General features: G+C 69.2%; 22 protein-coding genes and 1 tRNA gene. 10 read left to right on the top strand and 13 right to left on the bottom strand.

The window, feature by feature from the left end:
* Nucleotides 1-24: 24 nt before the first annotated feature.
* The 8 genes from HJG44_RS16685 to HJG44_RS16645 form a co-directional block, all read right to left on the bottom strand.
* Complete coding sequence (locus HJG44_RS16685) at nucleotides 25-1,089, bottom strand: ABC transporter ATP-binding protein (protein ID WP_246736290.1); 1,065 nt, start codon at nucleotides 1,087-1,089, stop codon at nucleotides 25-27.
* Nucleotides 1,086-1,886: an ABC transporter permease subunit gene (locus HJG44_RS16680; RefSeq protein ID WP_171219451.1), complete on the bottom strand. Its 801-nt coding sequence runs from the start codon at nucleotides 1,884-1,886 to the stop codon at nucleotides 1,086-1,088. The genes HJG44_RS16685 and HJG44_RS16680 overlap by 4 nt, the downstream gene beginning before the upstream one ends.
* Nucleotides 1,879-2,703 carry an ABC transporter permease gene (locus HJG44_RS16675; protein WP_171219450.1) on the bottom strand — a complete coding sequence of 275 codons (825 nt, stop codon included), beginning with the start codon at nucleotides 2,701-2,703 and terminating at the stop codon, nucleotides 1,879-1,881. Before HJG44_RS16675 ends, HJG44_RS16680 begins: the two co-directional genes overlap by 8 nt.
* A gap of 27 nt (nucleotides 2,704-2,730) precedes the next feature.
* Complete coding sequence (locus HJG44_RS16670; RefSeq protein ID WP_246736289.1) at nucleotides 2,731-3,768, bottom strand: ABC transporter substrate-binding protein; 1,038 nt, start codon at nucleotides 3,766-3,768, stop codon at nucleotides 2,731-2,733.
* A gap of 61 nt (nucleotides 3,769-3,829) precedes the next feature.
* Nucleotides 3,830-4,507, bottom strand: a complete 678-nt coding sequence (locus HJG44_RS16665; protein WP_281411523.1) for a DUF1028 domain-containing protein — start codon at nucleotides 4,505-4,507, stop codon at nucleotides 3,830-3,832.
* A 348-nt stretch (nucleotides 4,508-4,855) separates the two neighbouring features.
* On the bottom strand, nucleotides 4,856-5,218 hold the full coding sequence (cas2e, locus tag HJG44_RS24460; RefSeq protein WP_210261151.1) for a type I-E CRISPR-associated endoribonuclease Cas2e: 363 nt from the start codon (nucleotides 5,216-5,218) through the stop codon (nucleotides 4,856-4,858).
* Nucleotides 5,219-5,281: 63 nt separating this feature from the next.
* Complete coding sequence (locus HJG44_RS23420) at nucleotides 5,282-6,118, bottom strand: HD domain-containing protein (protein ID WP_210261150.1); 837 nt, start codon at nucleotides 6,116-6,118, stop codon at nucleotides 5,282-5,284.
* A gap of 523 nt (nucleotides 6,119-6,641) precedes the next feature.
* Nucleotides 6,642-6,717, bottom strand: a tRNA-Glu gene (locus tag HJG44_RS16645).
* Between the two features lie 116 nt (nucleotides 6,718-6,833).
* On the opposite strand from HJG44_RS16645, the gene HJG44_RS16640 reads away from it, so the two are divergent.
* On the top strand, nucleotides 6,834-7,859 hold the full coding sequence (locus HJG44_RS16640; protein ID WP_171219448.1) for an RluA family pseudouridine synthase: 1,026 nt from the start codon (nucleotides 6,834-6,836) through the stop codon (nucleotides 7,857-7,859).
* Between the two features lie 151 nt (nucleotides 7,860-8,010).
* Nucleotides 8,011-8,904, top strand: coding sequence for an RNA polymerase sigma factor RpoH (gene rpoH / locus HJG44_RS16635; RefSeq protein ID WP_171219447.1), 894 nt, complete (start codon nucleotides 8,011-8,013; stop codon nucleotides 8,902-8,904).
* Between the two features lie 22 nt (nucleotides 8,905-8,926).
* On the opposite strand, the gene HJG44_RS16630 is transcribed toward rpoH, so the two are convergent.
* The 3 genes from HJG44_RS16630 to fdhD form a co-directional block, all read right to left on the bottom strand.
* Nucleotides 8,927-10,084 carry a histidine kinase gene (locus HJG44_RS16630; protein ID WP_171219446.1) on the bottom strand — a complete coding sequence of 386 codons (1,158 nt, stop codon included), beginning with the start codon at nucleotides 10,082-10,084 and terminating at the stop codon, nucleotides 8,927-8,929.
* A 7-nt stretch (nucleotides 10,085-10,091) separates the two neighbouring features.
* The gene (locus HJG44_RS16625) at nucleotides 10,092-11,384 is read right to left on the bottom strand and encodes an adenylosuccinate synthase (RefSeq protein ID WP_171219445.1); all 1,293 of its coding nucleotides are present in this window, start codon (nucleotides 11,382-11,384) and stop codon (nucleotides 10,092-10,094) included.
* A gap of 156 nt (nucleotides 11,385-11,540) precedes the next feature.
* Nucleotides 11,541-12,368, bottom strand: coding sequence for a formate dehydrogenase accessory sulfurtransferase FdhD (fdhD, locus tag HJG44_RS16620; RefSeq protein ID WP_171219444.1), 828 nt, complete (start codon nucleotides 12,366-12,368; stop codon nucleotides 11,541-11,543).
* Between the two features lie 44 nt (nucleotides 12,369-12,412).
* Between fdhD and prmC the strand changes: the two genes are divergently transcribed.
* Together prmC and HJG44_RS16610 are read left to right on the top strand one after the other, a co-directional pair.
* The gene (gene prmC / locus HJG44_RS16615) at nucleotides 12,413-13,300 is read left to right on the top strand and encodes a peptide chain release factor N(5)-glutamine methyltransferase (protein ID WP_246736288.1); all 888 of its coding nucleotides are present in this window, start codon (nucleotides 12,413-12,415) and stop codon (nucleotides 13,298-13,300) included.
* Nucleotides 13,301-13,652: 352 nt separating this feature from the next.
* On the top strand, nucleotides 13,653-14,681 hold the full coding sequence (locus tag HJG44_RS16610; protein ID WP_246736287.1) for a DUF4167 domain-containing protein: 1,029 nt from the start codon (nucleotides 13,653-13,655) through the stop codon (nucleotides 14,679-14,681).
* A 132-nt stretch (nucleotides 14,682-14,813) separates the two neighbouring features.
* Here the strand turns inward: HJG44_RS16610 and HJG44_RS16605 are convergent, their stop codons facing one another.
* Together HJG44_RS16605 and HJG44_RS16600 are read right to left on the bottom strand one after the other, a co-directional pair.
* Nucleotides 14,814-15,617 (bottom strand): MOSC domain-containing protein, encoded by an 804-nt coding sequence (locus HJG44_RS16605; protein ID WP_171219442.1) that lies wholly within the window; start codon nucleotides 15,615-15,617, stop codon nucleotides 14,814-14,816.
* 139 nt (nucleotides 15,618-15,756) lie between these two features.
* Nucleotides 15,757-15,966 (bottom strand): hypothetical protein, encoded by a 210-nt coding sequence (locus HJG44_RS16600; protein WP_171219441.1) that lies wholly within the window; start codon nucleotides 15,964-15,966, stop codon nucleotides 15,757-15,759.
* A gap of 220 nt (nucleotides 15,967-16,186) precedes the next feature.
* Between HJG44_RS16600 and clpB the strand changes: the two genes are divergently transcribed.
* The 6 genes from clpB (at nucleotide 16,187) to HJG44_RS16570 (ending at nucleotide 25,996) form a co-directional block, all read left to right on the top strand.
* On the top strand, nucleotides 16,187-18,823 hold the full coding sequence (gene clpB, locus HJG44_RS16595; protein WP_171219440.1) for an ATP-dependent chaperone ClpB: 2,637 nt from the start codon (nucleotides 16,187-16,189) through the stop codon (nucleotides 18,821-18,823).
* Nucleotides 18,824-18,991: 168 nt separating this feature from the next.
* On the top strand, nucleotides 18,992-20,932 hold the full coding sequence (locus tag HJG44_RS16590) for a methyl-accepting chemotaxis protein (RefSeq protein WP_171219439.1): 1,941 nt from the start codon (nucleotides 18,992-18,994) through the stop codon (nucleotides 20,930-20,932).
* A 61-nt stretch (nucleotides 20,933-20,993) separates the two neighbouring features.
* The gene (speB, locus tag HJG44_RS16585; protein WP_171219438.1) at nucleotides 20,994-22,028 is read left to right on the top strand and encodes an agmatinase; all 1,035 of its coding nucleotides are present in this window, start codon (nucleotides 20,994-20,996) and stop codon (nucleotides 22,026-22,028) included.
* A 216-nt stretch (nucleotides 22,029-22,244) separates the two neighbouring features.
* On the top strand, nucleotides 22,245-23,489 hold the full coding sequence (locus tag HJG44_RS16580; protein ID WP_171219437.1) for a YeeE/YedE family protein: 1,245 nt from the start codon (nucleotides 22,245-22,247) through the stop codon (nucleotides 23,487-23,489).
* Between the two features lie 120 nt (nucleotides 23,490-23,609).
* Complete coding sequence (locus HJG44_RS16575) at nucleotides 23,610-24,554, top strand: ring-cleaving dioxygenase (RefSeq protein ID WP_171219573.1); 945 nt, start codon at nucleotides 23,610-23,612, stop codon at nucleotides 24,552-24,554.
* A 227-nt stretch (nucleotides 24,555-24,781) separates the two neighbouring features.
* Entirely contained in the window at nucleotides 24,782-25,996 is a 1,215-nt protein-coding gene (locus HJG44_RS16570; RefSeq protein ID WP_171219436.1) for a putative DNA modification/repair radical SAM protein, read from the top strand.
* Nucleotides 25,997-26,079: the final 83 nt, after the last annotated feature.

Genomic DNA, 26,079 nt, shown 5'->3' with positions numbered 1-26,079 from the left:
TCAGTCCTCTTCCTCTCAAGCGGCTCACGCCAACGTCCGCCCGATCACCCGGATGCGGCCAGGGGGGATCCGCACTCGGATGGCTTGGCCGGCGGCAAATGAATGGCCGGGTGAGGCGAGGCATCTGAACCGATGCGCGCCGGCCGTGATCACATAGCGGATCCGCGATCCGAGAAAGAGGCGGGTTTCGACCGTGGCGAGGATTCCCTCCTCCGCATCGGCCGGCAGAAGCTGAACATCCTCCTGCCTGAACGTGATCGTCGCCGGCCCGGCGGCCGCGCATCCTGGTTCGAGCGGCAGGGCGGAACCCGGGGCGAGAGTCGCGCACGGAGCGCCTTTCGCCGCCTCGATCTGCACGTCGAGAAGATTGCTCGAGCCCATGAACGAGGCCGAAAACGGCGTCGCCGGGGCGCTGTAAAGGTCGGTCGGCGCACCTTCCTGCTCGATGCGGCCCTCGTTGAGGAGGACCACACGATCCGAGAGGCTCAGCGCTTCCTCCTGGTCGTGTGTCACGAACACGGTTGTGAGTCCCGTCTGCCGATGCAGCTGGATCAGCTCCTCCTGCATGCTCTCCCGGAGCCGCGCATCGAGGTTCGACAATGGCTCGTCGAGCAGAAGCACTTGCGGGCGTGAGACGACAGCCCTGGCCACGGCCACGCGTTGTTGCTGCCCCCCCGACAACTCCCGGGGCCTCCGGTTTGCGAGATGCCCGAGCTGCACCATCTCGAGGACCTCGTCGACGCGGCGCTGCTGCTCGTCCTTCCGCCCGAGGCGACGCATCCGGAGCGGGAACATCACGTTCTCGCGGACAGTCAGGTGCGGCAGCAGCGCGTAGGACTGGAACACCATCGCGATGTCCCGACGCTCGGGGGGAAGGCGAGTGGAGTTCGTTCCCCCGATGATGATCGATCCCGTCGTCACCTTCTCGAGGCCCGCGATCATGCGGAGCAACGTGGTCTTGCCGCAGCCGCTAGGCCCGAGGAGGCTGACGAACTCGCCCTTGCGTATGGCGAGCGACACCCCTTTGATGACCTGAACGTCACCGAAGGACTTGGTGACGCAGTTGAGCTCGACAGCCGCCATCGTCATGCCGCCACGCGCTGGATGCCGAGGAGCCGGTCGATGGCGACGATCAGAAAGATCGTGAGGGCGATCATGAGGGCGGATGCCGCCGCGATGGATGGATCCGGGCTGAACTCGAGTTGCGTGTAGATCTGAATCGGCAATGTCATGATGTCGGGCGATCTCAGGAAAAGTGAGAGGATCGCCTCGTCGAAGGAGATGTTGAAGGCGAAGAAGCCGCCGGCCGCGATGCCGGGCAGACATTGCGGCAGGGTGACGTGGAAGAGGGTGCGCCAGGGCCCGGCGCCCATCGTTCGGGCGGCCTCCTCGAGGAAGGGGTCGGAGGTTGCGAGCACCGCGAGAGTTGTCCGGATCACGTAGGGAACCGCGATGACGGTGTGCCCGAGCCAGAGCGAGTAGAAGGAGGTTCGGCCGACGACGGAGCTCCACAGCATCAAGAGCCCGAGCGCGAAGACGATCGTGGGAAGCACGAGAGGCGACAGCACGAGCGCCGACAGGAAGCCGGTGCCGGGTATCCGGCGCCGGTGCAGGGCGACCGCCACGCCCGTTCCGATCACCGTTGCGGCCAGAGTCACCAGCGCGGCCAGCCTGAGGCTAGTAATGGCGGAATGGGTGTAGACGTCGGCCGACAGGACCGCACGGTACCAGCGCAGGCTCAAACCCTCCGGCGGGAAAGTGACGTAGTCGCCGGCCGTGAAGGATACGCCCGCGACCACGACCAGTGGCCCCAGAACGAACGCCAGAACGAGCAGCATGAAGATGACGGCTGCCGCTCGCACCCCCGTCGGGACGGCCTCAACCACCGGCCTTCCTCGTCAGTCGGATATACGGAAACAGAAGCAGCAGCACGGCCGTGAACAGGATCAGCGATTGCGCGGCAGCGAAGGGCCAGTCCTGCGTTCGGGTCGCCGTCTCGTAGATGGACCCGGCGAGGACGGGAAGGCGTGCCCCGCCGAGGAGCGAAGGCGTGATGAAGTAGCTGGCAGATAGCGTGAAGACGAGCAGCGACCCGGCGACGATCCCGGGCGTCGCGACCGGCAGGACGACCCGGCGTACCGATTGGAGAAAGGTGCAGCCCATCACCCGAGCGGCTTCTTCGAGGCGCGGATCCATGCGCAGAATCACGCCGAGGATCGACAGGACCATGAACGGGAAGAGGATCTGGACCATCCCGACCACGATTGCCACCTCGGTGTGCATGAGCGTGTAGTTTCGGCGAACGAGCCCGAGGCTGCGCATGATGTCGGGCACGAGCCCGCCCCGGCCGAGCAGCACCATCCAGCCGAAGGTCCGCACGACGACGCTCGTCATGAGGGGCAGGGTGATCAGGATGACGAGCCATAGCCGCAGCCGGGGTCCGACACGGGCCATGATGTAGGCGAACGGGAAGCCGACAAGCGCGCAGACGAGCGTAATGACGACCGAAAGCTTGATGGTCCGCCAGGATATGCCGAGGTAGTACGGCTCCGTCAGAAACCGGATCACATAGGCGGGAGTGAACTCCCCGCCCTCAGTCCTGACCCCGAGCGCCAGGATGCTGCCGACGGGGACCAGGAAGGCGAGCAGGAGGAGGAGCAGGCCTGGAGCCGCGATGGCCCAGTCTTCGCGATGGCTTGCCATGGCCGGTCCGAACGAGCCCGCGACCTATCAGCGGGCGATCAGCTTCTTCCAGCTCTCGACCAGCGCGGTACGGTTCGCGTCGACCTGGGCTGGGTCGAACCGGACAAGTCCGTTCACGGCGTCGCCGTAGACCACCTCGCTCGCCACTGCCGGATCAAGCTTCGCGAGTCGATTGGTCGGCGAGTAGCGCATCTCGCGCGCGAAGGCGGCCTGCACCTCCGGCGACAGCGAGAAGTCGATCAGTTTCTTCGCAAGCGCCTGGTTAGGACGGCCCGCGACGAGGTTGGCGGTGAAGAACACGGCCGGCGTGCCCTCCTCGGCCATGACGAACTTCACCGGTTGCCCGCCCTGTCGGACGACGTGGGCGTAGTCCTGGGAGAAGGCCGCGACCCACGCGTCGTTCTGAGCGAAATTCTGCTGAATCTCGGGTGAGGACGAGATGATCGTCGAACGATCGAGAAGTTCACGCACTTTGTCGAGCCCGGGCTTGGTGTTCTCGATCGAGCCACCCCAGACCTTGTTCATCATCAGGAAGCCGAGAAGGCCGTACGAGTTCGACAGATCGGTCAGGACGAGGTGATCCCCGTATTCCGGCTTCCAGAGATCTTTCCAGGATTTCGGGGGATTCTTCACCTTCTTCTCGTTGTAGAGGAGGCCGATGGCCGTCACGAGATGGACCGGCCCCTCCCCGCGCGACATGCCCTCCTTCGCGAACGGATAGAGGTTCGCGGCATTCGGCAGTTCCTCGGCGTTGATCGGCGCGATCAGCCCTTCGCGAGCCGCCACGACTTCCTGCCCGCCCGAGAAGTGGACGACATCGTATTGCGGCGCCGCCTTTTGTGCCCGCAACTGCGCGAGCGTATCGGCCGAATAGACGGTCACAACGTTGATCTTGACGTTGTTGGCCTTCTCGAACGGCTCGAAGATGAGCTGCTTATGCAGCTTCTCGTAGGCGCCGCCCCAGGAGTTGACAGTGAGGGTGGCCCGCTGCGCAACCGCGCTCGAGGACATGCCTGCCAGGAGGAAGGAGCAGGCGAGCGCAGACAACATCACGTTCGGTTTCAAGATACTCTCCTGTGCGGGGGAAGAGGAGCCATCTGCTCGCCGCCTCGAGAGCGGCGGGCAGCTAAACATTCATCGGGGAATCCGCCAACAGCGTGAGGTCGGACGGGGTCAGGACCTGCTTAACGAAGCGCTCCTGGTGCGGCTCGTAAAAATCCCACAGCTTTCGGAGCTCGACATGCGGGTCTTGCGCCCAGTCGATGCGAAGATCGACCAGAGGCCAGCTCTCGCGATGCGCGATGAGGAGGGCGGCAGACATGATCGGCTTCGTCTCGCCACCCGCCTCGAGTCCAGCGTCGACCGCAGCGAGCAGACGCTCGGCGAAGACCAGATGGCTGGAGGCCTCGAAAGCCTCGACCATGGCTTTCGGCACCCCTGTGTTGGCGATGAAGTTGCCGGTCGAGACGCAGCCGTCTCCAGCATGACCCGCGTTGAGGCATTCGATTTCGGGGCCGCTCCAGAAGGCGGCCCGACCCTCCTTGTCGACCGCCGCAAACTGTCTTTCGCCCGGGAAGTCGTTCGTCTCGGACAGCACCCTCACCGTCTCTGCCGCCGAGCAGCCCATGGTGAGGAGTTCAAGCCCGATCGGGCCCGCGCGCGTGTCGGTACGGTGCTGGGTCGTCACCGCACCAACGCCGGCTTTCACCCAAGGGCACCGGTTGCCAACTGCCACTGCCGACGTCGCGATGCCGATCCCGAACATCCCGGTCGCGGGATCACGGGCTATAATGGAAAACGTCATAATCGCCTCGGCGCGCTAATGTAGCGCTACATTACTGTAGTCTGACAACCGGTCAACGTGTCCCGATCCCATCCGGGCGCTGCCGCACAGATTTTCTGCATCAGGTATAAAAATAGGCAAAAACGTTCGGGTTTGCCCGCATCAAAGCTAGGCTCAGGACCTGTTAATTTGGATGAGGTGTGCTTCAGCGTCTCCGCTTGGGGAGGGGGAGGCGCTGGCGATGGGGTTGTTCTTGTGAGCGAGCGGCAGATGGAGCGGATTGCGCCGTTCTTTCCACTTCCCCACGGCAAGAGAGCGGACGTCCGTGGGAGAAGCGACTATCGAACGTGCCCGCTCCGCCGCTAGCTCTCATCCCCCGCGTGGGCGGGGGAGCCCCGGCCGCGTTGAGCAGGCCAATGCACAGAACGGGTCCATCCCCGCGTGGGCGGGGGAGCCTCTGCCAGCTAAGTATCTGGAATCATTGACGATGTCAAAGAGCGGCGTCAACGGCGAAGCAGGAGCGCGCCGTCGAGATCGGAAAGGGTTCGGGGCGGCAGGCCCAGGGTGCGGAGGCCGAGGCGGCCACCAATCGCTCAGCACGGTCCAGAGCCGTTCGCGGACGCCCTTGGAGAGCTCGGCGCCGACGAAGACCCCGGGCGCCGCTTCCGGCATGATGGAGGAGAGGAAGCCGCGGTACCGGTCGGCGACGTCGCGCGTCACGACCACGGTCATGGGCATCGCGCATCCTCCCTCCTCACGGCGCCTCCTCGTCGAACAGCGTCTTGATCCGGTCGATCATGGCGGGATCACGCCGTCCCGGCGCAGCCTTTCGGCGACGGTGCGGCGGGCGAGGCGCTCGACCGGATCGAACGGCCGCTTCTCGTGCGCCTTCGCGGCCTTGAAGGCGCACGGGGCCGTGACCGTGTCGCGGAAGAGATCGGCGATGTCGAGCACGAAGCTCTGGCCCGAATCCTCGTGCACGAAGCCGTGCTGCGGGATGGTGGCGGTCGCCGCGACCGCGATCGCGGCCGCGCCCTCCACGGCCGAGGCGGCGTGGTTCAGCGCCTGGTTGGGGATGTCGGCCGCACCGGGATTCTGGCGGTCGTAGCGGCGGCCGTCCCAGCGTATGCCATGGCGCTCGGCGGCCTGGCGGTAGATCTCCTTGACCCGCGCCCCCTCGATGCCGCGTAGCACGGCGATGTCGCGATGGGGCAGCACCTCGCCGAGCCGCAGCGCGTACATGCGCCGGGCGACCCTCATCCGGCCGCCCTTCGTATCGGCCCAGAGGCCCAGGACCTCGATCAGCCCGGCACAAACGCGCTCGGCGCCCCGGCTCTCGGAAAACACCCAGGCGAGCTCGTCGATATGGCCGACGATCCGCGCGGCCGGATCGGAGCGGGCCGGGAAGCCGCGATTGGCCTTGCCGATGTCGTGCAGGAACGCGAGCGCCGCGAGGCGGCTTCGTGCCGCCGGGCTATCGAGCGCCTCGGCCGCTCCGAGGGCGGATAGCCGTTTCCGGAGAAGCGGCAGATCGAGGATCGCCGCGAGCACAGCACTCACGTCCGCCGAATGATCGACCAGCGAGTGCCATGCGCCGTCAGGCGTGCGTTTGGCCCACAGAAGGTCGCGCAAGATCCCGCCTCCGTGTCGCCTTGTCGAGTCTACGGCATAGACATCGCTGCCGAGCGTCCCATCCCTTATGGCGAAAGCCTTCGAGAGCACGCTCCCCAGGCGCTGACCGTACCGCCTGCATACCACTGCTCAGAGTGCACCGTCCGTGGCGCGGGTTGCTGGCCCTTGGGCGGCTCGCCCACGACCGGACGCTCAGGAGTTCCGCTCTGGTCAACTTCGATACTGTCGGACCCGCAACTTGCCCGTGAGGCGGAACTTGGAATGTTGCTCCCCCAGCTTCGGATGCGCTCCCGCTGATCGCTATTGCGTCTGGTCGCCCTCGGTCCTTACTCGGACATAAATAACGAAGGTTAACGCGTTCAACTCGCAGGTGGCGGTGTCAGCACTCGGGGCCTCTCTGCATTCCGAGATTCGTTGAGCGATCGCGTCGCAGCGCCAACCACGTCCAGGGATGTCCAGAGGTGGTTTACTCGACGCTTAGTAGACGTTCGAAATCGAGAACCGGCTAAGTGCTTGAAGTCGCTGGCGCTCCCAAGGGGACTCGAACCCCTGTTTTCGCCGTGAGAGGGCGACGTCCTGGACCGCTAGACGATGGGAGCTGTCCGGTCGGTCCGGCTCCTATAATGATCCGGCGGGGTGGCCACAACCCCATCCCGGTGCCATTTCGGCCTCGGACACGCTGCGACATCCGCGCCCCTGCCGAGGCGACCCTCAGATGACGACCCGAATCCACCAGCTCGCGCCGGGCGCGCCGGCCCAGCGGCTCGACAGGCTGCTCGCCTCCGCCTGGCCCGACCTGTCGCGCTCGCGCCTGCAGGCGCTCATCCGCGGGGGCCACGTCACCCTTGCCGGCCAGCCCGTGCGCGATCCCTCGCTGAAGGCGGCGGGTTCCGCCGAGATCGCCCTCGCCGAGCCGCCGCCCGCCCCGGCGGAGCCGGTACCCGAGCGCATCCCCCTCCAGGTCGTCTACGAGGACGAGGACCTCGTCGTGCTCGACAAACCGGCCGGCCTCGTCGTCCATCCCGGCGCCGGCAACGAGAGCGGCACGCTCGTCAACGCGCTCCTCGCCCATTGCGGGGCGAGCCTCTCCGGAATCGGCGGCGTCGCGCGCCCCGGGATCGTGCACCGGCTCGACAAGGATACGAGCGGGCTCCTCGTGGCCGCGAAGAACGACGCGGCGCATCGTGCGCTCGCCGCGCAGTTTGCCGATCACGGCCGCACGGGGCCGCTGGAGCGCGCGTATCTCGCGTTCTGCTGGGGCGCGCCGGAGCCGCGGCGCGGAACGATCGAAGCCGCGATCGCGCGTCACAACTCCAATCGCGAGAAGATGGCGGTCGTGCCCGAGGAGAAGGGACGGCATGCCGTCACGCATTACGCGGTCGAAGAGCTCTTCGGCGATCCCGCCGATCCGGCGGCCAGCCTCGTCCGCTGCGAGCTGGAGACCGGCCGCACCCACCAGATCAGGGTTCATCTCGCTTTCGTGAAGCACCCGCTGCTCGGCGACGAGGTCTACGGGGCGGGGTTCAGGACGAAGGCCGCCTTGTTGCCCGAGCAGGCCGGATCTGCGCTCGCTGCGCTGCAGCGTCAGGCGCTGCACGCCGCGCTGCTCCAGTTCGAGCACCCGCGCACGGGGCGCATCATGCGCTTCGAGAGCCCGCTCCCGCCGGAGTTGGAGAAGCTGAGGGCCGCGCTCCGGATGTGCGCTCCCGCACATCGGCCCGAACGCAAGCTGTCAAGCTGAGACGATCCAGGGCCATAAGCGTTGTCTGCCCAGCGGCGGACGGCGCCGCCCCTGTTTGGCCACGCTTCCAGTCACTATATTCGTGGGTCGCGCGGCCGCCGAACGGGGCCGCCGTGGGGCCTGCTCCAAGGGGGGCCCCGAGGAGGTAGGAATGGCATCATTACCGGTACTCGCCAGCGAAGGCGGGCTTTCGCGGTACCTGAACGAGATCCGCCGGTTCCCCATGCTGGAGCCGAGCGAGGAATTCATCCTGGCCAAGCGCTGGCAGAAAGATGGGGACCGAGAAGCCGCGCACAAGCTGGTCACGTCGCATTTGCGGCTCGTGGCGAAGATCGCGATGGGCTATCGCGGCTACGGCCTGCCGATCAGCGAGGTCGTGAGCGAGGGCAATGTCGGCCTGATGCAGGCCGTCAAGCGCTTCGACCCGGACAAGGGCTTCCGGCTGGCGACCTACGCGATGTGGTGGATCAAGGCCGCAATCCAGGAATACATCCTGCGCTCGTGGTCGCTCGTGAAGATGGGCACCACCGCGAACCAGAAGAAGCTCTTCTTCAACCTGCGCAAGGCGAAGGGCGCGATCTCGGCGCTCGACGAGGGCGACCTGCGCCCCGAGCAGGTGCAGCAGATCGCGACCAAGCTCGGCGTCACCGAGCAGGACGTGATCGACATGAACCGCCGGCTCGGCGGCGACGTGTCGCTCAACGCGCCGCTCCGGGAGGAGGGCGCGGGCGAGTGGCAGGACTGGCTCGTGGACGAATCCGCCAGCCAGGAGGCCGTCCTCGCCAATGCCGAAGAGGGGTCGAACCGGCTCGCCGCCTTGCGCGAGGCGCTCGATGTGCTCAACCCACGCGAGCGCCGCATCTTCGAGGCGCGCCGCCTCGCAGATGACCCGATCACGCTCGAGGAGCTCTCGGGCGAGTTCGGCGTGTCCCGCGAGCGCGTGCGCCAGATCGAGGTCCGCGCCTTCGAGAAGGTGCAGGAGGCCGTGAAGAAGAACCTCGCCGCCCGCGAGGCGGCGCGTCCTCAGCCGGCGCTCGCCGGCTGAGGCTCCGGCCCGACCGGGCGCGCTACTGGGCCGGCAACTGACCCCATTGCCGGAAGGCGTCGAGGAAGACCCGCTCCCCCGAGACGCCCTTGTCGAAGAGCAGCGCAGCTTTCTGACCCGACGAGAAGCGGATCGGCAGCTCCATCCAGTTGCGCCGGAGCAGGAGTTCGGTGTTGCGGTCGACGTCGCCCCTCAGGTCCGACAGACCGATCAGGAACACGTTCTCCTTCACGGGTACGGGCAGCCCGGCCACAGGCACCCCGCGGATCGTCTCTTCCGGCCGCATCATGGGAAGAGCCACGTCGCGCACGACGCGCGGAGGCGCGCCGTTCACGGACGTATTGGCGAAAGTCAGCTCGATCGTGTGCGAGGCCGGGAGCGCAGGGTCGAGATTGCGCCGGATCAGGATGTTGAGCGTCAGCCCGGCCTGAGGCAGCTCGACCGTGCCGCGGATCACCGTCTCGAGCGGCATACCCTGGCCAGCATTCACGGCATCCAGGCGCCAGAGCGCCCGGCCCGTCGTGATGATCGGCTGCTGCGGGTCGGACGGGTTCTCCTCGAAGATCAGGGCGCGCTGCGCCACCGAGATCTCGCCCTGGCCGGCAGCAGGCGCCGGAACCGCCTGCGGGGCGGGCGCGGCCGGGGCTGCCGGCTGGGCGGGAGGCGATGCTGGCCGGCTCGGCTGGGGCCCGGGCGGCGCGCCGCCCACCCGTTCGGGGAACTTGTTGTCGGCCTGCGGGGCGGGCGCGGCCGGAGCGGCCGCCTCGGGGGCGGGCTCCGGCGCAGAGCGCGGCTGGTCGCGCCAGAGCCAGGCCAGCACGGCGACCGGGACCGCGAGCGCGACGAGCACCGCGAGCAGCGCTGTGGGTCGCTGGCGGCGTCCGCCGCGTCGAATGGCGACGGGCTCCGGTCGCAGCTCGGCGTCCGGCTCGGGCGCCGGCCGGACCGCCCCTGGCCCGGGATCGGCCCCGCTCTCGTATCGCGCCTCGAGCTGCGCGATGGCGGTCTCGAGGGAATGGCCCTCGCGCTGAATCTCGGCTTCTGTCAGCGGCGGCGTCACGCTCCGGAGCTGGTCGGAGAGCGCCCGCCGCGCACGGTCGTAGACGCCCTGGCGCGTCGCCGCGGTCGCGTCGGGCAATCCGTCGAGCAGCTTCGCCAGGAGCGAGTAGTAGTCCGCCATACGGGCCCTAGGCCTCGAACGGGTTCTGAACGAGGATGGTGTCGCGCCGTTCCGGGGAGGTGGATAGTACGGTCACGGGCGCGCCGATCAACTCCTCGATGCGCCGCACGTACTTGACCGCCTCGGCCGGGAGCTCCGCCCAGGACCGCGCGCCGGCGGTCGAGCCGCGCCAGCCCTCGACCTCCTCGTAGATCGGCTCGACGCGCGCCTGCGCGCCCTGGCTCGCCGGGAGATGGTCGATCGCCTCGCCGTCGAGACGGTAGCCGGTGCAGACCTTCAGCGTCTCGAAACCGTCGAGCACGTCGAGCTTCGTCAGCGCGATCCCGTCGATGCCGGAGGTCCGTACGGTCTGGCGCACGAGCGCGGCGTCGAACCAGCCGCAGCGGCGCTTGCGGCCCGTCACGGTGCCGAACTCGCGCCCGCGGGTGCCGATCAGCTCGCCGGTCGCGTCATGCAGCTCGGTCGGGAAGGGACCCGAGCCGACGCGGGTCGTGTAGGCCTTGGCGATGCCGAGCACGGTCCCGACCGCCCGAGGCCCGAGGCCGGAGCCGGTCGCGGCCTGGCCCGCGACCGTGTTGGAGGAGGTGACGTAGGGATAGGTCCCGTGGTCCACGTCGAGCAGGGCGCCCTGCGCGCCCTCGAACAGGATGCGCTTGCCCGCCCGCCGCTCCTCGTCGAGGAGCCGCCACACCGTGTCGATGAAGGGCATGACCTTCGGGGCCACGGAGGCGAGCTCGTCGAAGATGGCCTCCGGCCGGATCTCGTCGAGGCCGAGCCCGCGCCGGATCGCGTTGTGGTGGACGAGGCAGCGCTCGATCTTGGCCGGGAGCGCGTCGAGATCGGCGAGATCCATGAGCCGAATCGCGCGGCGGCCGACCTTGTCCTCGTAGGCGGGGCCGATGCCGCGCCTGGTGGTGCCGATGGACGAGGCCCCGGCCGCGGCCTCGCGCAGCGCGTCGAGATCGCGGTGAAGCGACAGGATCAGGGTCGCGTTGTCCGCGATGCGCAGGTTGTCGCGCGTGACCGCGACGCCCTGCCCGGCCAAGGCCGCGATCTCGGTCACGAGCGCATGGGGATCGAGCACCACGCCGTTGCCGATCACGGCGAGCTTGCCGGGGCGCACCACGCCGGAAGGAAGGAGCGAGAGCTTGTAGGTCACCCCGTCGATGACGAGGGTGTGGCCGGCATTGTGGCCGCCCTGGAAGCGCACCACCACGTCCGCCTGCTCGGAGAGCCAGTCGACGATCTTGCCCTTGCCCTCGTCGCCCCACTGGGCGCCGACCACGACTACGTTGGCCATGGGTTCCGCACATAAAAAACCCGGCTCAAGGCCGGGAGGACATCGAATGGAAACGAGCGTCCTTGTCCCCGATCGGGCCGGTCCGGTCAAGGTGAGCTGGCGTCGCGCCGACGAGGAGCTTCTCGAGGTTTTCGCGATCGCGAGGCGCTCCGCCGCTCAGGCCTCCGGGTAGGAGAGCGCCTCCGCGCCGTGGAAGACGGTGACCGTGTCGCGCCTCGCAATGGCCACGAGCGCCACGCCGAGCGCGCCGGCGCGCTCGATGGCGAGCGAGGTCGGCGCGGAGATCGCCACGATGAGGCGGGCGCCGAGCGAGGCGGCCTTCTCGACCATCTCGAAGGAGCAGCGGCTCGTCACGACCACGAAGCCGCCGGCCGGATCCAGGCCGTTCCGCAGCACGGCGCCGACGAGCTTGTCGAGGGCATTGTGCCTGCCGACATCCTCGCGGACGAGCAAGATCGCGCCGTTGCGGTCCGCGAAGCCCGCCGCATGGGTCGCGCCGGTGGCGCGGCCGAGCCGCTGCCGCTCCGGCAGCTCGGCGAGGGCACGCGCCACCGCGGCGATCGGGACCGGCGCGAATGCCCCTCCCCTCTCCACGGGCCGCGCGCGCTCCAGCGCTTCCAGGTCCTCGATGCCGCAGACCCCGCAGCCGGTCCGCCCGGACATCGAGCGGCGGCGGGCCAGGAGGTTGTGCATCCGGTCCGGCGCGACCTCGATCGAGATGCCGATCCCACGCTCCTCTTCCGTCACGGCGACCCGCCGCACCTCCTCGGCGCGCTCGACGATCCCTTCGGTCAGGCTGAACCCGACCCCGAAATCCTCCAGGTCCGCGGGGGTCAGCATCATCACGGCGAAAGGCACGCCGCCGAAGCTCACCTCCACGCCGGTCTCGACCGCGATCTCGCGCTCGCCGGTCTCCGCCGGCGCGCCGGAGAGCGGGATCGTCACGGTGCGGGCGCGCGCGGTGCGGAGCGTCTCGTCGGGCATGCGTCTCTTCTAGTCGGCGCGCGCCTGAGAAGATATCGGGCGGCATGAACACGGGAGAGGGGGCGCACGGCCCGGTCTTCGAAGCTCGGATGACCCGGGCGGCGGCGCAGGCTGGGCTGCGGCGCGCTTTGACCGCGGCCGGGATCGCCAGCGCCGCGCTGGATGCCCGCCTTCTCGTCGCGGCCGCGCTGGGGATCGGCGCGACCGCCTTCCTGGCGCATCCGGACGAACGGCTGACGGCGGAGCAGGCGGCGCGGCTGGGCGCGCTCGCGCGGCGCCGGCTCGCGCGCGAGCCGGTCGGGCGCATCCTCGGCGAGGTCGAGTTCTGGGGCCTGCCCTTCCGGCTCGCGCCGGAGGTCCTCGCGCCGCGGCCCGACACGGAGACGGTGGTCGAGGCGGCGCTTGAGCGATCGGCCGGTGTGGAGCCGCCCCGCCGCATCCTCGATCTCGGCACTGGGTCGGGCTGCATCCTGGTCGCGCTTTTGTCCGAGCTGCCCGCCGCCTTCGGGGTGGGAGTGGACCGCTCGCCGGACGCGTTGCGGATCGCGGCCGCGAATGCCGCACGGAACGGCGTCGGCCTCCGGGCGGGCTTCGCGGCCTCGGACTGGGCGGCCGCGCTCGGGACGGGCTTCGACCTGATCGTCTCGAACCCGCCCTATATCCGGACTGCCGAGATTGCCGCTCTCGACCTCGATGTGTCCCGCTACGATCCCGCCGCCGCGCTCGACGGAGGGCGCGACGGCTTGGACGCCTATCGGGCTATACTTGCCGATTCATGGCGTTGTCTTGCCCCCGGAGGGCGCCTCGTGTTGGAGCTCGGGCACGACCAAGCGGCCGCCGTCGAGGAACTCGGCCGGGCGCAGGGCTGGCGCAAAGAGGCGCTCAGAACCGATCTGGCCGGCCACAGCCGCGCGATCGTCCTTACGCGGTAGGCCTTGTTTCCCGTGGACAGTGCCCCACATGGTCGGGGCAGACGAAAAATGGCTTGTTGACCGGAAGAGAAGCGGCTAATTTGCTGCCGGTTAACGAGAATGGTCCAGGCTTGATGCGACGTCGAGGCACGAAGCCCACGATCGCTCGGGGACAACAAGGGCCGCGCGTTCAGCCGAGACGCGGCGCGGTCAATCGAATCCTACACTGACGGACGGTCCGGCATAGCGGCCGGGTCCGCGCTGAGGTGACGGGATTGCGCAGGCCGGGAGCGCGGCCCGCGCAGGAGCCTGCCGTGGCAGGGCAACCAGCGAAGGTCTGAAAACATCGATGAGACCAGGACAGAACAGGCGGATGCGGGGGCGCAACCGCGGCAAGGGTCCGAACCCGCTGACCCGCTCCTACGAGTCGAATGGGCCGGACGTTAAGATCAGAGGCACGGCCCAGCATATCGCCGACAAATACGCGCAGCTCGCGCGCGACGCGACGGCGAGCGGCGACCCGGTTGCGGCCGAGAACTACCTGCAGCATGCCGAGCATTATTACCGGCTCATCGCGGCCGCGCAGGAAACCTACCGTCAGCAGTTCGGGACCCAGGGCCGCCCCTACGACGAGGATGGCGAGGAGGGGGACGAGGAAGGCCCGAACGGCTTTCCCTACGGCCAGGCCGAGCGCGGGATGCAGGGCGGCCCCGACGAGTTCGGCGAGATGGGCGGCAATCCTTACGAGATGCGCCAGGGCGGCGGGGACCGCCAGGGTCCGCAGGGCCGCTTCGATCGCGGCGAGCGGCAGGATCGCGGCTACGGCAACGAGCGGCAGGGCGGCGGAGAGCGCCAGGACCGCAATCAGCGCTTCGATCGCAACGGCGAGCGCTTCGACCGGAACGGCAACGCCTATGACCGCAATGCCGGGCGCGGCGGCGGCGAGCGCCTCGAGCGCAACGGCCAGGGGCAAAACGGCGAGCGCTTCGACCGGCAGGACCGGCCCGAGCGGCAGGACCGACCTGAAGGCCAGGACCGGCGCGAGCGCTTCGGCCGCGGCGAGAACCGGGAGGGCCGGCGCGACTTCAACCGCGACCGCGGCCAGGGCCGGCCGGAGGGCGGGCGCTTCGCCGGGCAGCAGCCCGAACCCGAGGAGCGCGACGCCCCTGCAGGCGGGCTCCCGGCCTTCCTGACCACGCCCGTGCGCTCGACCATCGCGCTGGATCAGGACGAGCGTCCCGAACCCGCCGAGGCGATGCCGGCCTACGCCGCGGAGCCGGAAGCCGAGCCCGCCTTCAGCGCGCCAGAGCCGAGGCCGCGCCGCACCCGCCGGCCACGCCGGACCGAGCCGGCCGAGGCCCTCGATTTCGGGGGAACCGAGGCCGAGAAGCCAGCCGAGTAAGGGGACCCGCGGGAGGATCGGCGCTGCCGCCTCCTCCCGCTCATCCCGGCGAAAGCCGGGGTTCAGAGCTGTATCCAGCCGTACGCCGCATCCCGGGCGCTGGCTTCTGCCGGCGCGGGCGGCGTGCGTGGCTCAAAAAGGCATCGTCCCCCCGGCGAGCAGAAGACTCGCCTGGGCCTCGGGCCGGATCTCCAGGAGCTCGCCGGGCCTCAACTCGCCGCCCGCGACGATCTCCGCATAGATCCCGCAATCGACATGGCCGAGCCGCCGCATCAGCGTCTTCGGGATCTCCATATCACGCTCCCCGGTGGCCGGATCGACATTCGTCGCCGCGCAGCGCTCGATCCGCTTGGTCACCTTGAGGCGCAGCCCCGACGCGCTCCCGAGCTCCGCCCCGACGAGGTCGAGCTCGGCCCATGGCTCCAGGCCCTCGACCATCACGTTGCCGCGGAACCGAAGCGGATCGACCGGCCGGCCCATCATGTCCGCAACCGCCTGCACGCTCGCCAGATTGATCACGGAGACGTAGCCGCGGCGGGAATCCGTGAAGCGGAACCCGTCCGGCGCGGTCAGCACCTTCGGCGGGCCGCGCAGCTCGCGCGGCAGCACGCGGCGGATGAAGGCTTCGAGAGCCAGCCTGCCTTGCGGCTGAGAGAGATCGGCCGTGACCGAGCTCCCCTCCCCATCGACGCTCAGCGTCTGCGTGGCCTCGTCGTAGCGCGTGCGCAGCCGCGCGAGCGTTTCGTTCCGCATCAGCATCAGGAACTTGATCTTCGGCTGATGCCGCGGGTCGGCCGGGTCGAAGCCCGAGGGCCCGTTCTCGATCGCGTAGAGCCGGTCGCCCGGGAAATACGCCCCGCGCTCGAGCCGGACGCTGTCCAGGCGCTCGGGCGACAGGCCTTTGACCGGGTAGCGGTAGAGGGAGACGACGCGCATGCGTCGGCTGTGTACCGGATCGGCCGCCATTCGGCACGCGCGTCATGGCCGGGCTCGTCCCGGCCACCCCGGTCAACGGGCCGCCGCGTCTCACGCATCGGGATCACCGGGACAAGCCCGATGATAACAACCGTCGGGCTTATGGCGCCTCGGGCAGCGGGTCGTCGCGGCTCTCGCGGTCGACCGGCCCCTCGTAGCCGGGATCGGTCCGCTCGCCGAAGGTCTCCGGCGTCACCGAGGGCCGCGCCTCCTCCGGGCTTTCGGGCACGGCGAGGCCCATCTCGTCGTTGCGCTTGAGGTCGGCCCGGGCCTTCTCGGCCTCGGAACGGGGGTCCTTCGGGTCGGCCATGGACGTTCTCCTTGCGCCGGATCAATGCGCGCCCGGGGGCGCCGTTCCAGAGCGGGATCGGGGCTCGTCGGGCCTTGTGTAACCGGAAAGCCACACCACATTGCGGGAGCCGGCGGCTCGATGAGCGCCGGCGTCCGGCGGCCTCTTGGGGAAGCCGGCCGGACATCTTCTTCGGCGATCCGTGCCTTGTGGGGCGGACCGCCGGGCGAGGGGTGATAAGATGGATCTTGAGAAGTATACCGACCGGGCGCGCGGCTTCATCCAGTCGGCCCAGATGCTGGCGATGCGCGAGGGCCACCCGCAGCTCGCGCCCGGCCATCTCCTGAAGGTTCTGCTCGACGACCCGGAGGGGCTCTGCTCCGGGCTCATCGACCGTGCGGGCGGACGCTCGCGCGACGTGCGCCAGGGCGTCGAGACGTGGCTGGCCAAGCAGCCGAAGGTATCGGGCGCGGCCTCGCAGCCCTCCGCCACGCGCGACCTGGTGAAGCTGTTCGACACGGCCGAGCAGGCGGCGCAGAAGGCCGGCGATTCCTACGTCACGGTGGAGCGCCTGCTGCTCGCGCTCGCCATCGAGAAGGATTCGGAGGCCGGCCGCATCCTCCAGCAGGCGGGCGTCACCGCCCAGAACCTGAATGCGGCGATCGAGGCTTTGCGCAAGGGCCGCACGGCCGACAACGCTTCGGCCGAGAACGCCTATGACGCGCTGAAGAAATACGCCCGCGACCTGACCGAGGCGGCGCGCCAGGGCAAGCTCGACCCGGTGATCGGCCGTGACGAGGAGATCCGGCGCACGATCCAGGTCCTGTCGCGGCGCACGAAGAACAACCCGGTGCTGATCGGCGAGCCCGGCGTCGGCAAGACGGCGATCGTCGAAGGGCTGGCGCTGCGGATCGTCAACGGCGACGTACCCGAGAGCCTGAAGGACAAGCAGCTCCTTGCCCTCGACATGGGCGCCCTCATCGCGGGCGCGAAGTATCGCGGCGAGTTCGAGGAGCGGCTTAAGGCCGTCCTCTCCGAGGTCACGTCGGCCGCGGGCGGCATCATCCTGTTCATCGACGAGATGCACACGCTGGTCGGCGCCGGGAAGGCCGACGGCGCGATGGACGCCTCGAACCTGCTCAAGCCCGCTCTCGCCCGCGGCGAGCTGCACTGCGTCGGCGCGACCACGCTCGACGAGTACAGAAAGCATGTCGAGAAGGACGCGGCCCTGGCGCGGCGCTTCCAGCCCGTCTTCGTGTCCGAGCCGACGGTCGAGGACACGGTCTCGATCCTGCGCGGCATCAAGGAGAAGTACGAGCAGCACCACGGCGTCCGCATCCAGGATTCGGCCCTGGTCGCGGCCGCGACCCTGTCGAACCGCTACATCACGGACCGGTTCCTGCCCGACAAGGCGATCGACCTCGTCGACGAGGCGGCCTCGCGCCTGCGCATGCAGGTCGATTCCAAGCCCGAGGAGCTCGACAACATCGACCGCGAGATCGTGCGGCTGAAGATCGAGGCCGAGGCGCTCAAGAAGGAGACGGACGCGGCCTCCAAGGACCGGCTGCAGAAGCTGGAGAAGGAGCTCGCCGATCTCGAGGAGCAGTCCGCCGCCATCACGGCGCGCTGGCGCGCCGAGAAGGACAAGCTCGGCGCCGCCGCCGAGCTCAAGAAGAAGCTCGACGAGGCCCGCAACGAGCTTGCGAGAGCGCAGCGCGAGGGCAACTGGGCAAAGGCGGGCGAGCTCTCCTACGGAATCATCCCGGGCCTGGAGAAGCAGCTCGGCGAGCTCGAGGCGCGCGGCGAGGACGGCACCCGCGGCAACGGCTCGGGCATGATGGAGGAGGCGGTGACGCCGAACCACGTCGCCGGGGTCGTGTCGCGCTGGACGGGCGTCCCGGTCGACAAGATGCTCGAGGGTGAGCGCGAGAAGCTGCTCCACATGGAGGAGGAGCTCGCCAAGCGCGTCGTCGGGCAGAAGGAGGCCGTCGAGGCCGTCTCGACCGCCGTCCGCCGCGCCCGTGCCGGGCTACAGGACCCGAACCGGCCGATCGGCTCGTTCATGTTCCTGGGCCCGACCGGCGTCGGCAAGACGGAGCTGACGAAGGCGCTCGCCGCCTTCCTGTTCGACGACGAGACCGCGATGGTCCGCCTCGACATGTCCGAATACATGGAGAAGCACTCGGTCGCCCGCCTCATCGGCGCGCCGCCCGGCTATGTCGGCTACGAGGAGGGCGGGGCGCTGACGGAGGCCGTGCGCCGCCGGCCCTACCAGGTCGTGCTGTTCGACGAGATCGAGAAGGCGCATCCGGATGTGTTCAACATCCTCTTGCAGGTCCTCGACGACGGGCGGCTCACCGACGGCCAGGGCCGCACGGTTGACTTCCGCAACGTGCTGATCGTCATGACCTCCAATCTCGGCTCCGAATACCTGGTCAACCAGCCGGAGGGCCAGGATACGGACGCGGTCCGGGACCAGGTGATGAACGTCGTGCGCAGCCACTTCCGGCCTGAATTCCTCAACCGGGTCGACGAGATCATCCTCTTCCACCGCCTGCAGCGGTCGGAGATGGGTGCGATCGTCGACATCCAGATGCGGCGCCTGCAGAAGCTGCTCGACGAGCGGAAGATCACGATCCAGCTCGACCCGACGGCCCGCGGCTGGCTCGCCGAGAAGGGCTACGACCCGGCCTATGGCGCGCGCCCGTTGAAGCGCGTGATCCAGAAGCATGTGCAGGATCCGCTCGCCGAGATGATCCTGGCCGGCGAGGTCCAGGACGGACAGACCCTGCCGATCCGGCTCGGGCCGGGCGGGCTGATGATCGGCGACGTCACGGTCGGTCAGGAGAAGCGCCCGGCCGGCGTGCCGTTACAATAGCGATCGGACCGGGGCGGCGCCCCGGTCCGGGGCAGGAGCGCCGCGTCCATCCGGTGGGCGCGGCATTTTGGTACGATTTCGTACAAGAAACGCCCGGCCTCTGGCCCGTAACCCGATCTTGGCGAAACCTCGCAAAGGCTCGGCTCCAGGTTGTACCGGAGCCCGGCCATGCTGCATCGCCTGAAATCGCTGACGGTCGCGACGCGCGTCCTCGCGGCTGTCGTCCTGAGCCTCGTCGTGCTCGGGGCCGGTACGTATCTGACGATCCGCTCCATCAGCATCGAGAGCGCCGAGCGACAGGCCGTCGAGCGCCAGCACGCGAATATGCGCGTCGCCTGGGACGTGCTGCGGAGCTATGGCGGCGAGTTCCGGCTCGCGGACGGCAAGCTCCTCGCCGGCGACCGGGTCCTGAACGGCTTCTTCGAGCCGGTCGACCGCGTGAAGGAGCTCGTGGGCGGCACCGCGACGGTCTTCATGGGCGACGAGCGCGTCACGACCAACGTCCGGAAGCCGGACGGCGGCCGCGCGGTTGGGACCAGGCTCGCGCCCGGCCCGGTCTATGATGCCGTGCTGAAGCGGGGCGAGGCCTTCTACGGCCAGGCGGACATCCTCGGGACTCCCTTCTTCACCGCCTACGACCCGATCAAGGACGCGAGCGGCAGGATCGTCGGCGTGCTCTATGTCGGCATCCCGAAGGCCGAGTTCTTCGGCCCCGTGGAGGAGATGGACCGGCGCATGCTGATCGTCTGCGCCGGGCTGACGCTCCTCATCGGGGCGGCCTGCTTCCTCTACACGCGCCGGCTCTTCCGGCCCGTCGGCGAGATCGCGGGCGCCATGGAGCGGCTCGCCGAGGGCGATCTTGACGCCCAGATCGGCCACACGGCCCGCCGAGACGAGATCGGCCGGATGGCGCGCGCGGTCGAGGTGTTCAAGGCCAACGGACTGGCCCTCCGCCGGCGGGAGCGCGAGGCGGCCGAGCAGCGCAGCATGACGGAGGAGGAGCGCGCCCGGCACGAGGCGGCGCGGGAGGCGGCCTCCCGCGAGCAGCGGGCGGTCGTCGCCGCGATCGGGACGGGCCTCGTCCACCTGGCCGAGGGCGATCTCGCCTACCGGCTGACCGAGGTCTTCCCGGGCGAGTACCGGAAGCTCGGCGACGACTTCAACCGCGCGGTCGAGAAGCTGCAGGATACGATGCGCACGATCGTCGGCCGCACCCACGGCATCCATGCCGGCACGCGCGAGATCGGCGAGGCCGCGAGCGAGCTCGCCAAGCGGACCGAGCAGCAGGCTGCCGCCCTGGAGGAGACCGCGGCCGCGCTGGACGAGATCACCGCGACCGTGCGCAAGACCGCCGAAGGGGCGAACCACGCGCGCGAGGTCGTTTCCACGGCCAAGACGGATGCCGACCGCTCGGGCGACGTGGTCGCGCGCGCCGTCTCGGCCATGACCGAGATCGAGCGCTCGGCCGGCCAGATCTCCAGCATCATCGGGGTGATCGACGAGATCGCCTTCCAGACCAACCTGCTCGCCCTGAATGCGGGCGTCGAGGCCGCCCGCGCTGGCGAGGCCGGCAAGGGCTTCGCGGTGGTCGCGTCCGAGGTGCGGGCCCTCGCCCAGCGCTCGGCGGGGGCGGCCAAGGAGATCAAGACCCTCATCACGGCCTCGGCCGCGCAGGTCGCCTCTGGCGTCGGACTCGTCGGCGAGACGGGCGAGGCGCTGAACCGCATCGCTGCGCGGGTTGCCGAGATCAACGGCATCGTGGCCGAGATCGCCGGCTCGGCGAAGGAGCAGGCGATCGGGCTCGCGGAAGTGAACACGGCCGTCAACCAGATGGACCAGATGACCCAGCAGAACGCCGCCATGGTCGAGCAGTCGACGGCGGCGAGCCACGCTCTCTCCAGCGAGGCCGAGGAGCTGGCCGGCCTCGTCGGCCGATTCCGGCTCGGCGAGGCAACCGTGACGCAGCTTCATCCTCAGCCCGCCCGGGCCCGTCCCGTCCAGGGCGCGACCGTGACCCCGCTCCGTCCCGTCCCGGCCCGAAGCGGCGCGGCCCGCAAGGCGCTTCCGGTCCAGTCGCCCCAGCAGGAGGAGGGCTGGGAGGAGTTCTGATCGCTATCGGCCTTGATCTTGCCCCGCCTCCCGCTCCTGATGGGGGCGCGAGAGGCGCTGGATGGACCCGAAGAAGCTCGAAGCCCTGCGGACGCGGTTCGCATCCGCCCATGGCCGCGACGTGTTCGATCCGGATTTCCGGCGCGTCGCCGATCTCGTCTTCGCCGGATCGGACAAGCGGCCCTGGCCTTTCGCCGATGTCGCGACCTTCGCGGGCGCATCCTACCGGCCAGACGCGGCCGAGACGAACTTCGCCGGACTCGACGTCGCGATCCTCGGCATCCCGATGGATCTCGGCGTGACCAACCGGGCCGGGGCGCGCCTCGGGCCCCGCGCGGTCCGCAATGTGGAGCGGATCGGGCCCTACGAGCACGTGCTCCAGGTGGCGCCGTTCGGCGAGGCGCGCGTCGCCGATATCGGCGACCTCGCGATGGCGAGCCGCTTCTCGCTCGAGCGCTGCCACGCCGACATCGAGGCATTCGTCCGGCGCATCGTCGAGGCGGGCGTGAAGCCGCTCTCGGTGGGCGGCGACCACTCGATCGGACTGCCCATCCTGCGCGCGGTCGGGCGGGACCGGCCGGTCGGCATGATCCATATCGATGCCCATTGCGACACCTCGGGCGAATACGAGGGGTCGAAATTCCACCATGGCGGACCGTTCCGGCAGGCGGTGCTGGACGGCGTGCTGGATCCTGAGCGCACGGTCCAGATCGGCATCCGGGGCGGCGCCGAGTACCTGTGGGAGTTCTCCTACGCGTCCGGCATGACCGTGATCCACGCCGAGGAGGCGGTCGCGATGGGTTTTACGGCCGTCGCCGCGAAGGCCAGGGAGGTCGTCGGCGACGGGCCGACCTACGTCACCTTCGACATCGACAGCGTCGATCCGGGCTTCGCGCCAGGTACCGGCACGCCGGAGGTCGGCGGGCTTCAGCCGCGCGAGGTTCTGCAGATCCTGCGCGGCCTCGTCGGCCTCAACCTGGTCGGCGCCGACGTGGTCGAGGTCGCGCCGCAATACGACGCCACAACGAACACCGCCCATGTCGCCGCCCAGGTGATGTTCACGCTCCTGTGTCTGCTCGTGCGAAGCCGGGAATGACCCGCGCCGGCCTCAGGACCCGCCCAACGGAAAATAGCTTCTGTTCAGGTCCGGTCTCAGCCAGCCTCGCGGCGGCTTGTCGATATTTTCCGGATCGAGCATGTATCAATCTTACGATTGACGTCTGAATTCCGGATAATATCTCTCCGACAGAGGGCCGAGGAGCGGCGCGGACGGCGCCATCATCATGTGCGGCCCGCATCGGATCGTCTGACCATGGCAGTCTCCTCTCTCGGCGCAGCCGGACACCCGACGCTGCGGGCGTCCCTCGCCGGCATCAATCCCGGCGCGGCGGCCGGCGCCGCCTTCGCGCTCCTCGCAGGAGCGGCGACGATCGGCTCGATCGTCAACCCGAAGCAGGCCGTGCTCTACCTGCTCGGCGCCGCGCTCGGGCTCGTACTCTACCATGCGGCCTTCGGCTTCACGTCCGCCTGGCGCGTCTTCATCGCCGACCGGCGCGGCGAGGGTTTGCGCGCCCAGATGGTGATGCTGGCGATCGCGACCGCTCTCTTCTTTCCCGTGCTCGCCTCGGGCAGCCTCTTCGGCCAGCCGGTGACCGGCCTCGTATCGCCCGTCGGCACCTCCGTCCTCGTCGGCGCCTTCATTTTCGGGATCGGGATGCAGCTCGGCGGCGGGTGCGCGTCGGGCACGCTCTACACGGTCGGCGGCGGCTCGACCCGCATGCTGCTGACGCTCGCCTTCTTCATCGTCGGATCGACGGTCGGGGCGGCGCATTTCCACTGGTGGGCGGCGCTGCCGAATATCGGCCCGGTCTCGCTCGTGACGCTGTGGGGACCCTGGACCGCGCTCGCTGCGCATCTCGCGGTGTTTGCGGCGATCGCCGCCCTGACCGTGGTGCTCGAGAAGCGCCGGCACGGCCGCCTCGCCGCCGCCGGCCCGGCGCCGCGGCAGGGCCTCGCGCGATTCCTGCGCGGGCCCTGGCCGATCGTGGCGGGCGCCGTCGCGCTCGCGCTCCTGAACTTCGTCACGCTGGCCTTGTCCGGCCGACCATGGGGCATCACGGCCGCCTTCGCGCTCTGGGGCTCGAAGATCGCGGCGGCCACCGGGATCGCGGACGTCGCGAGCTGGCCCTATTGGCAGAACCCGGCCAATGCCAAGGCGCTGAGCAGCAGCGCGCTCGTCGACGTCACCTCCGTGATGGATTTCGGCATCATCGTGGGGGCGCTGCTCGCGGCCTCGCTCGCCGGCCGCTTCGCCCCGGTCTGGCGCGTGCCGCCGCGCTCGGTGCTCGCCGCGATCGTCGGCGGGCTGCTCCTCGGCTACGGCGCACGCCTCGCTTATGGCTGCAACATCGGGGCGTATTTCTCCGGCATCGCCTCCGGCAGCCTGCATGGCTGGCTGTGGCTCGTCGCGGCTTTCGCGGGCAACGTGATCGGGACGCGCCTTCGGCCGCTCTTCGGGCTCGAGGTCGAGCGGACCCCGCAGCTCACCGGCTGCTGAGGCGCTTGCAGGCGCGCACGCCGCCGCTTGCAGGGCTCGCCTTGCGGCAGCGGGCGCCCGAGGGCCATGTCCCTGCCAGCGAGCCCGTTTCCGGATGCGGCTCACCAGGGACATGCGGCCATGCAGCTCACCGGCATCCACCACCTCACCGCCATCACGGCGGATGCGCCCGGCAATCACGCCTTCTACACGCGCACGCTCGGCATGCGGCTCGTGAAGAAGACCGTGAACCAGGACGACGTGTCGGCCTATCACCTCTTCTATGCCGACGGCCTGGCGACGCCTGGCTCCGACCTCACCTTCTTCGACTGGCCGGCCCCGCGCGAGCGGCGGGGCACGCGCAGCATCGTGCGGACCGCCCTGCGGGTGACGGGCGAGGCCATCCTGCGGCGCTGGGCGGAGAGACTGACGAAGGCCGGCGTCGCGCATGGCGGCGTGCAGGAGCGCGACGGCCGGCTCGTCCTCGATTTCGAGGACCCGGAAGGCCAGCGCCTCAGCCTGATCGACGACGGCGGCCGCGGCGAGGGCAACCCCTGGGCGAAGAGCCCGGTGCCAGCCGAGGACCAGCTGCGCGGCCTCGGCCCGATCACCATCAGCGTACCGGAAGCCAACCGGACGGACATCGTGCTGCAGCGGCTCATGGGGATGCGGCCGGTCCGCGAATACCGCATCGGCGACCGGACCGCGATCGTCTACGAGATGGGCGAGGGCGGGCCGGCCGCGGAGCTTCATGTCGTCATCGAACCCGACGCCCCGCCGGCAAGCCAGGGCGCGGGCGGCGTGCATCACGTCGCCTTCCGCATCCCGGACGCCGATTACGAGGCCTGGGCGGACCGGCTGCAGCAGACGCGCGTGCCGTCGAGCGGTCCGGTGGACCGCTTCTACTTCCGCTCGCTCTATTTCCGCGAGCCGAACGGAATCCTGTTCGAGATCGCGACGGACGGGCCGGGCTTCGCAGCCGACGAGCCGATGGAGAGCCTGGGCGAGAAGCTCGCGCTGCCGCCCTTCCTCGAAGGGCGCCGGGCGGAGATCGAACGCGGGCTGAAGCCGCTCTCGACGGGCTGACCTTCACCTCTCCCCGCCGGGGAGAGGTCGCCACCGGACGAAGCCGGGTGGCGGGTGAGGGGGCTGCACCCTCTTCGGACAGCATTGGTCCCCCTCACCCCAACCCTCTCCCCGCCGGGGAGAGGGGGGCGCGTCGCGCCCGTTCACGAGCGCTTGAACTCCCCTCCTGCCACGCTTGCTCCCGCCGAACACCCCGCCTACATACGGGAACATTCGGCGAACATTCGATGGACGAGCGGCTTACGCGAAAGCTCCGCATCCTGGCGGACGCGGCGAAATACGATGCCTCCTGCGCCTCCTCGGGCGCGCCGAAGCGCTCAGCGGGACGCGGCGGCATCGGGTCCACGAACAGGATCGGTATCTGCCATTCCTACACGCCCGACGGGCGCTGCGTCTCCCTGCTCAAGATCCTGCTGACCAATTACTGCCTGTTCGATTGCGCCTATTGCATCAACCGCCGCTCCTCGAACGTCGAGCGGGCGCGCTTCTCGGTGCAGGAGGTCGTGGACATCACCATCGCCTTCTACAAGCGGAACTACATCGAGGGGCTGTTCCTCTCCTCCGGCATCATCCGCTCGCCGGACTATACGATGGAGCAGCTGGTCCTGGTCGCCAAGTCGCTGCGCCAGCAGCACGGTTACCGTGGCTACATCCACCTGAAGACCATTCCCGAAGCGAGCCCCTGGCTGGTGGAGCAGGCGGGGCTCTGGGCCGATCGGCTTTCGGTCAACCTCGAGCTTCCCACCGATGAGGGGCTGAAGAGCTTCGCGCCCGAAAAGCAGGCCGGCACCATCAAGGCGGCCATGGGCCAGATGCGCGAGCGCATCGAGGAGGCGGAGGCGGAGAGGCGCTCCTTCTCCCCGGCCGGCCAGTCCACGCAGCTCATCGTGGGCGCGGATGGCGCGAGCGATGCCGATATGCTGCGCACCACCGCGAACCTGTACGATCGCTATGCGCTGCGCCGCGTCTATTTCTCCGCCTTCAGCCCGATCCCGGACAGCACGTCCAGGCTCCCGGCCAAGGCCCCGCCGCTGCAGCGCGAGAACCGCCTCTACCAGGCCGATTGGCTGCTGCGGCACTACGAGTTCGGGGTCGAGGAGATCGCCTCCGCCACCGAGGGTGGCATGCTCGACCTGGAGGTCGACCCGAAACTCGCCTGGGCGCTGAAGAACCGCGCGCGCTTCCCGGTCGACGTGAACAAGGCGGACCGCGAGATGCTGCTGCGCGTGCCGGGCCTCGGCGCCCGGGCCGTGGACAAGATCGTCAGGGCGCGCCGGCACACGACCTTGCGGCTCGACGACCTGAAGCGCCTGTCCGGTGCGCTGAAGCGCAGCCTGCCCTTTCTGATCGCGGCCGACCACCATCCGGGCGGCTCGACGGACCGCGCCGACCTGCGGGCGCGGCTCGTGCAGCCGGCGGCCAAGCAATTAGCGCTGTTCTGACGATGTACATGGTACACGGAGAAGCGTTGACGGCACTGGCGAGGGCATCGACATTCCTTGCCGTCCTCGTCCGATGGAGGGCG

The organism is Enterovirga aerilata (assembly GCF_013044135.1).
In the GTDB taxonomy this organism is placed as follows: domain Bacteria; phylum Pseudomonadota; class Alphaproteobacteria; order Rhizobiales; family Beijerinckiaceae; genus Enterovirga; species Enterovirga aerilata.
The sequence above is the reverse complement of the archived record's forward strand: the minus strand, read 5'-3'. Positions and strand labels throughout refer to the sequence as shown.

What these genes read in the sequence shown, in the direction of transcription:
- HJG44_RS16685 (WP_246736290.1), bottom strand. Translation starts at nt 1,089, where the DNA reads ATGACGATGGCGGCTGTCGAGCTCAACTGCGTCACCAAGTCCTTCGGT.
- HJG44_RS16580 (WP_171219437.1), top strand. Translation starts at nt 22,245, where the DNA reads ATGGCAGTCTCCTCTCTCGGCGCAGCCGGACACCCGACGCTGCGGGCG.
- HJG44_RS16575 (WP_171219573.1), top strand. Translation starts at nt 23,610, where the DNA reads ATGCAGCTCACCGGCATCCACCACCTCACCGCCATCACGGCGGATGCG.
- clpB (WP_171219440.1), top strand. Translation starts at nt 16,187, where the DNA reads ATGGATCTTGAGAAGTATACCGACCGGGCGCGCGGCTTCATCCAGTCG.
- HJG44_RS16630 (WP_171219446.1), bottom strand. Translation starts at nt 10,084, where the DNA reads ATGGCGGACTACTACTCGCTCCTGGCGAAGCTGCTCGACGGATTGCCC.
- rpoH (WP_171219447.1), top strand. Translation starts at nt 8,011, where the DNA reads ATGGCATCATTACCGGTACTCGCCAGCGAAGGCGGGCTTTCGCGGTAC.
- cas2e (WP_210261151.1), bottom strand. Translation starts at nt 5,218, where the DNA reads ATGACCGTGGTCGTGACGCGCGACGTCGCCGACCGGTACCGCGGCTTC.
- HJG44_RS16675 (WP_171219450.1), bottom strand. Translation starts at nt 2,703, where the DNA reads ATGGCAAGCCATCGCGAAGACTGGGCCATCGCGGCTCCAGGCCTGCTC.
- HJG44_RS16600 (WP_171219441.1), bottom strand. Translation starts at nt 15,966, where the DNA reads ATGGCCGACCCGAAGGACCCCCGTTCCGAGGCCGAGAAGGCCCGGGCC.
- HJG44_RS16605 (WP_171219442.1), bottom strand. Translation starts at nt 15,617, where the DNA reads ATGCGCGTCGTCTCCCTCTACCGCTACCCGGTCAAAGGCCTGTCGCCC.
- HJG44_RS16590 (WP_171219439.1), top strand. Translation starts at nt 18,992, where the DNA reads ATGCTGCATCGCCTGAAATCGCTGACGGTCGCGACGCGCGTCCTCGCG.
- HJG44_RS16665 (WP_281411523.1), bottom strand. Translation starts at nt 4,507, where the DNA reads ATGACGTTTTCCATTATAGCCCGTGATCCCGCGACCGGGATGTTCGGG.
- HJG44_RS16610 (WP_246736287.1), top strand. Translation starts at nt 13,653, where the DNA reads ATGCGGGGGCGCAACCGCGGCAAGGGTCCGAACCCGCTGACCCGCTCC.
- HJG44_RS16625 (WP_171219445.1), bottom strand. Translation starts at nt 11,384, where the DNA reads ATGGCCAACGTAGTCGTGGTCGGCGCCCAGTGGGGCGACGAGGGCAAG.
- fdhD (WP_171219444.1), bottom strand. Translation starts at nt 12,368, where the DNA reads ATGCCCGACGAGACGCTCCGCACCGCGCGCGCCCGCACCGTGACGATC.
- HJG44_RS16640 (WP_171219448.1), top strand. Translation starts at nt 6,834, where the DNA reads ATGACGACCCGAATCCACCAGCTCGCGCCGGGCGCGCCGGCCCAGCGG.
- HJG44_RS16570 (WP_171219436.1), top strand. Translation starts at nt 24,782, where the DNA reads ATGGACGAGCGGCTTACGCGAAAGCTCCGCATCCTGGCGGACGCGGCG.
- speB (WP_171219438.1), top strand. Translation starts at nt 20,994, where the DNA reads ATGGACCCGAAGAAGCTCGAAGCCCTGCGGACGCGGTTCGCATCCGCC.
- prmC (WP_246736288.1), top strand. Translation starts at nt 12,413, where the DNA reads ATGAACACGGGAGAGGGGGCGCACGGCCCGGTCTTCGAAGCTCGGATG.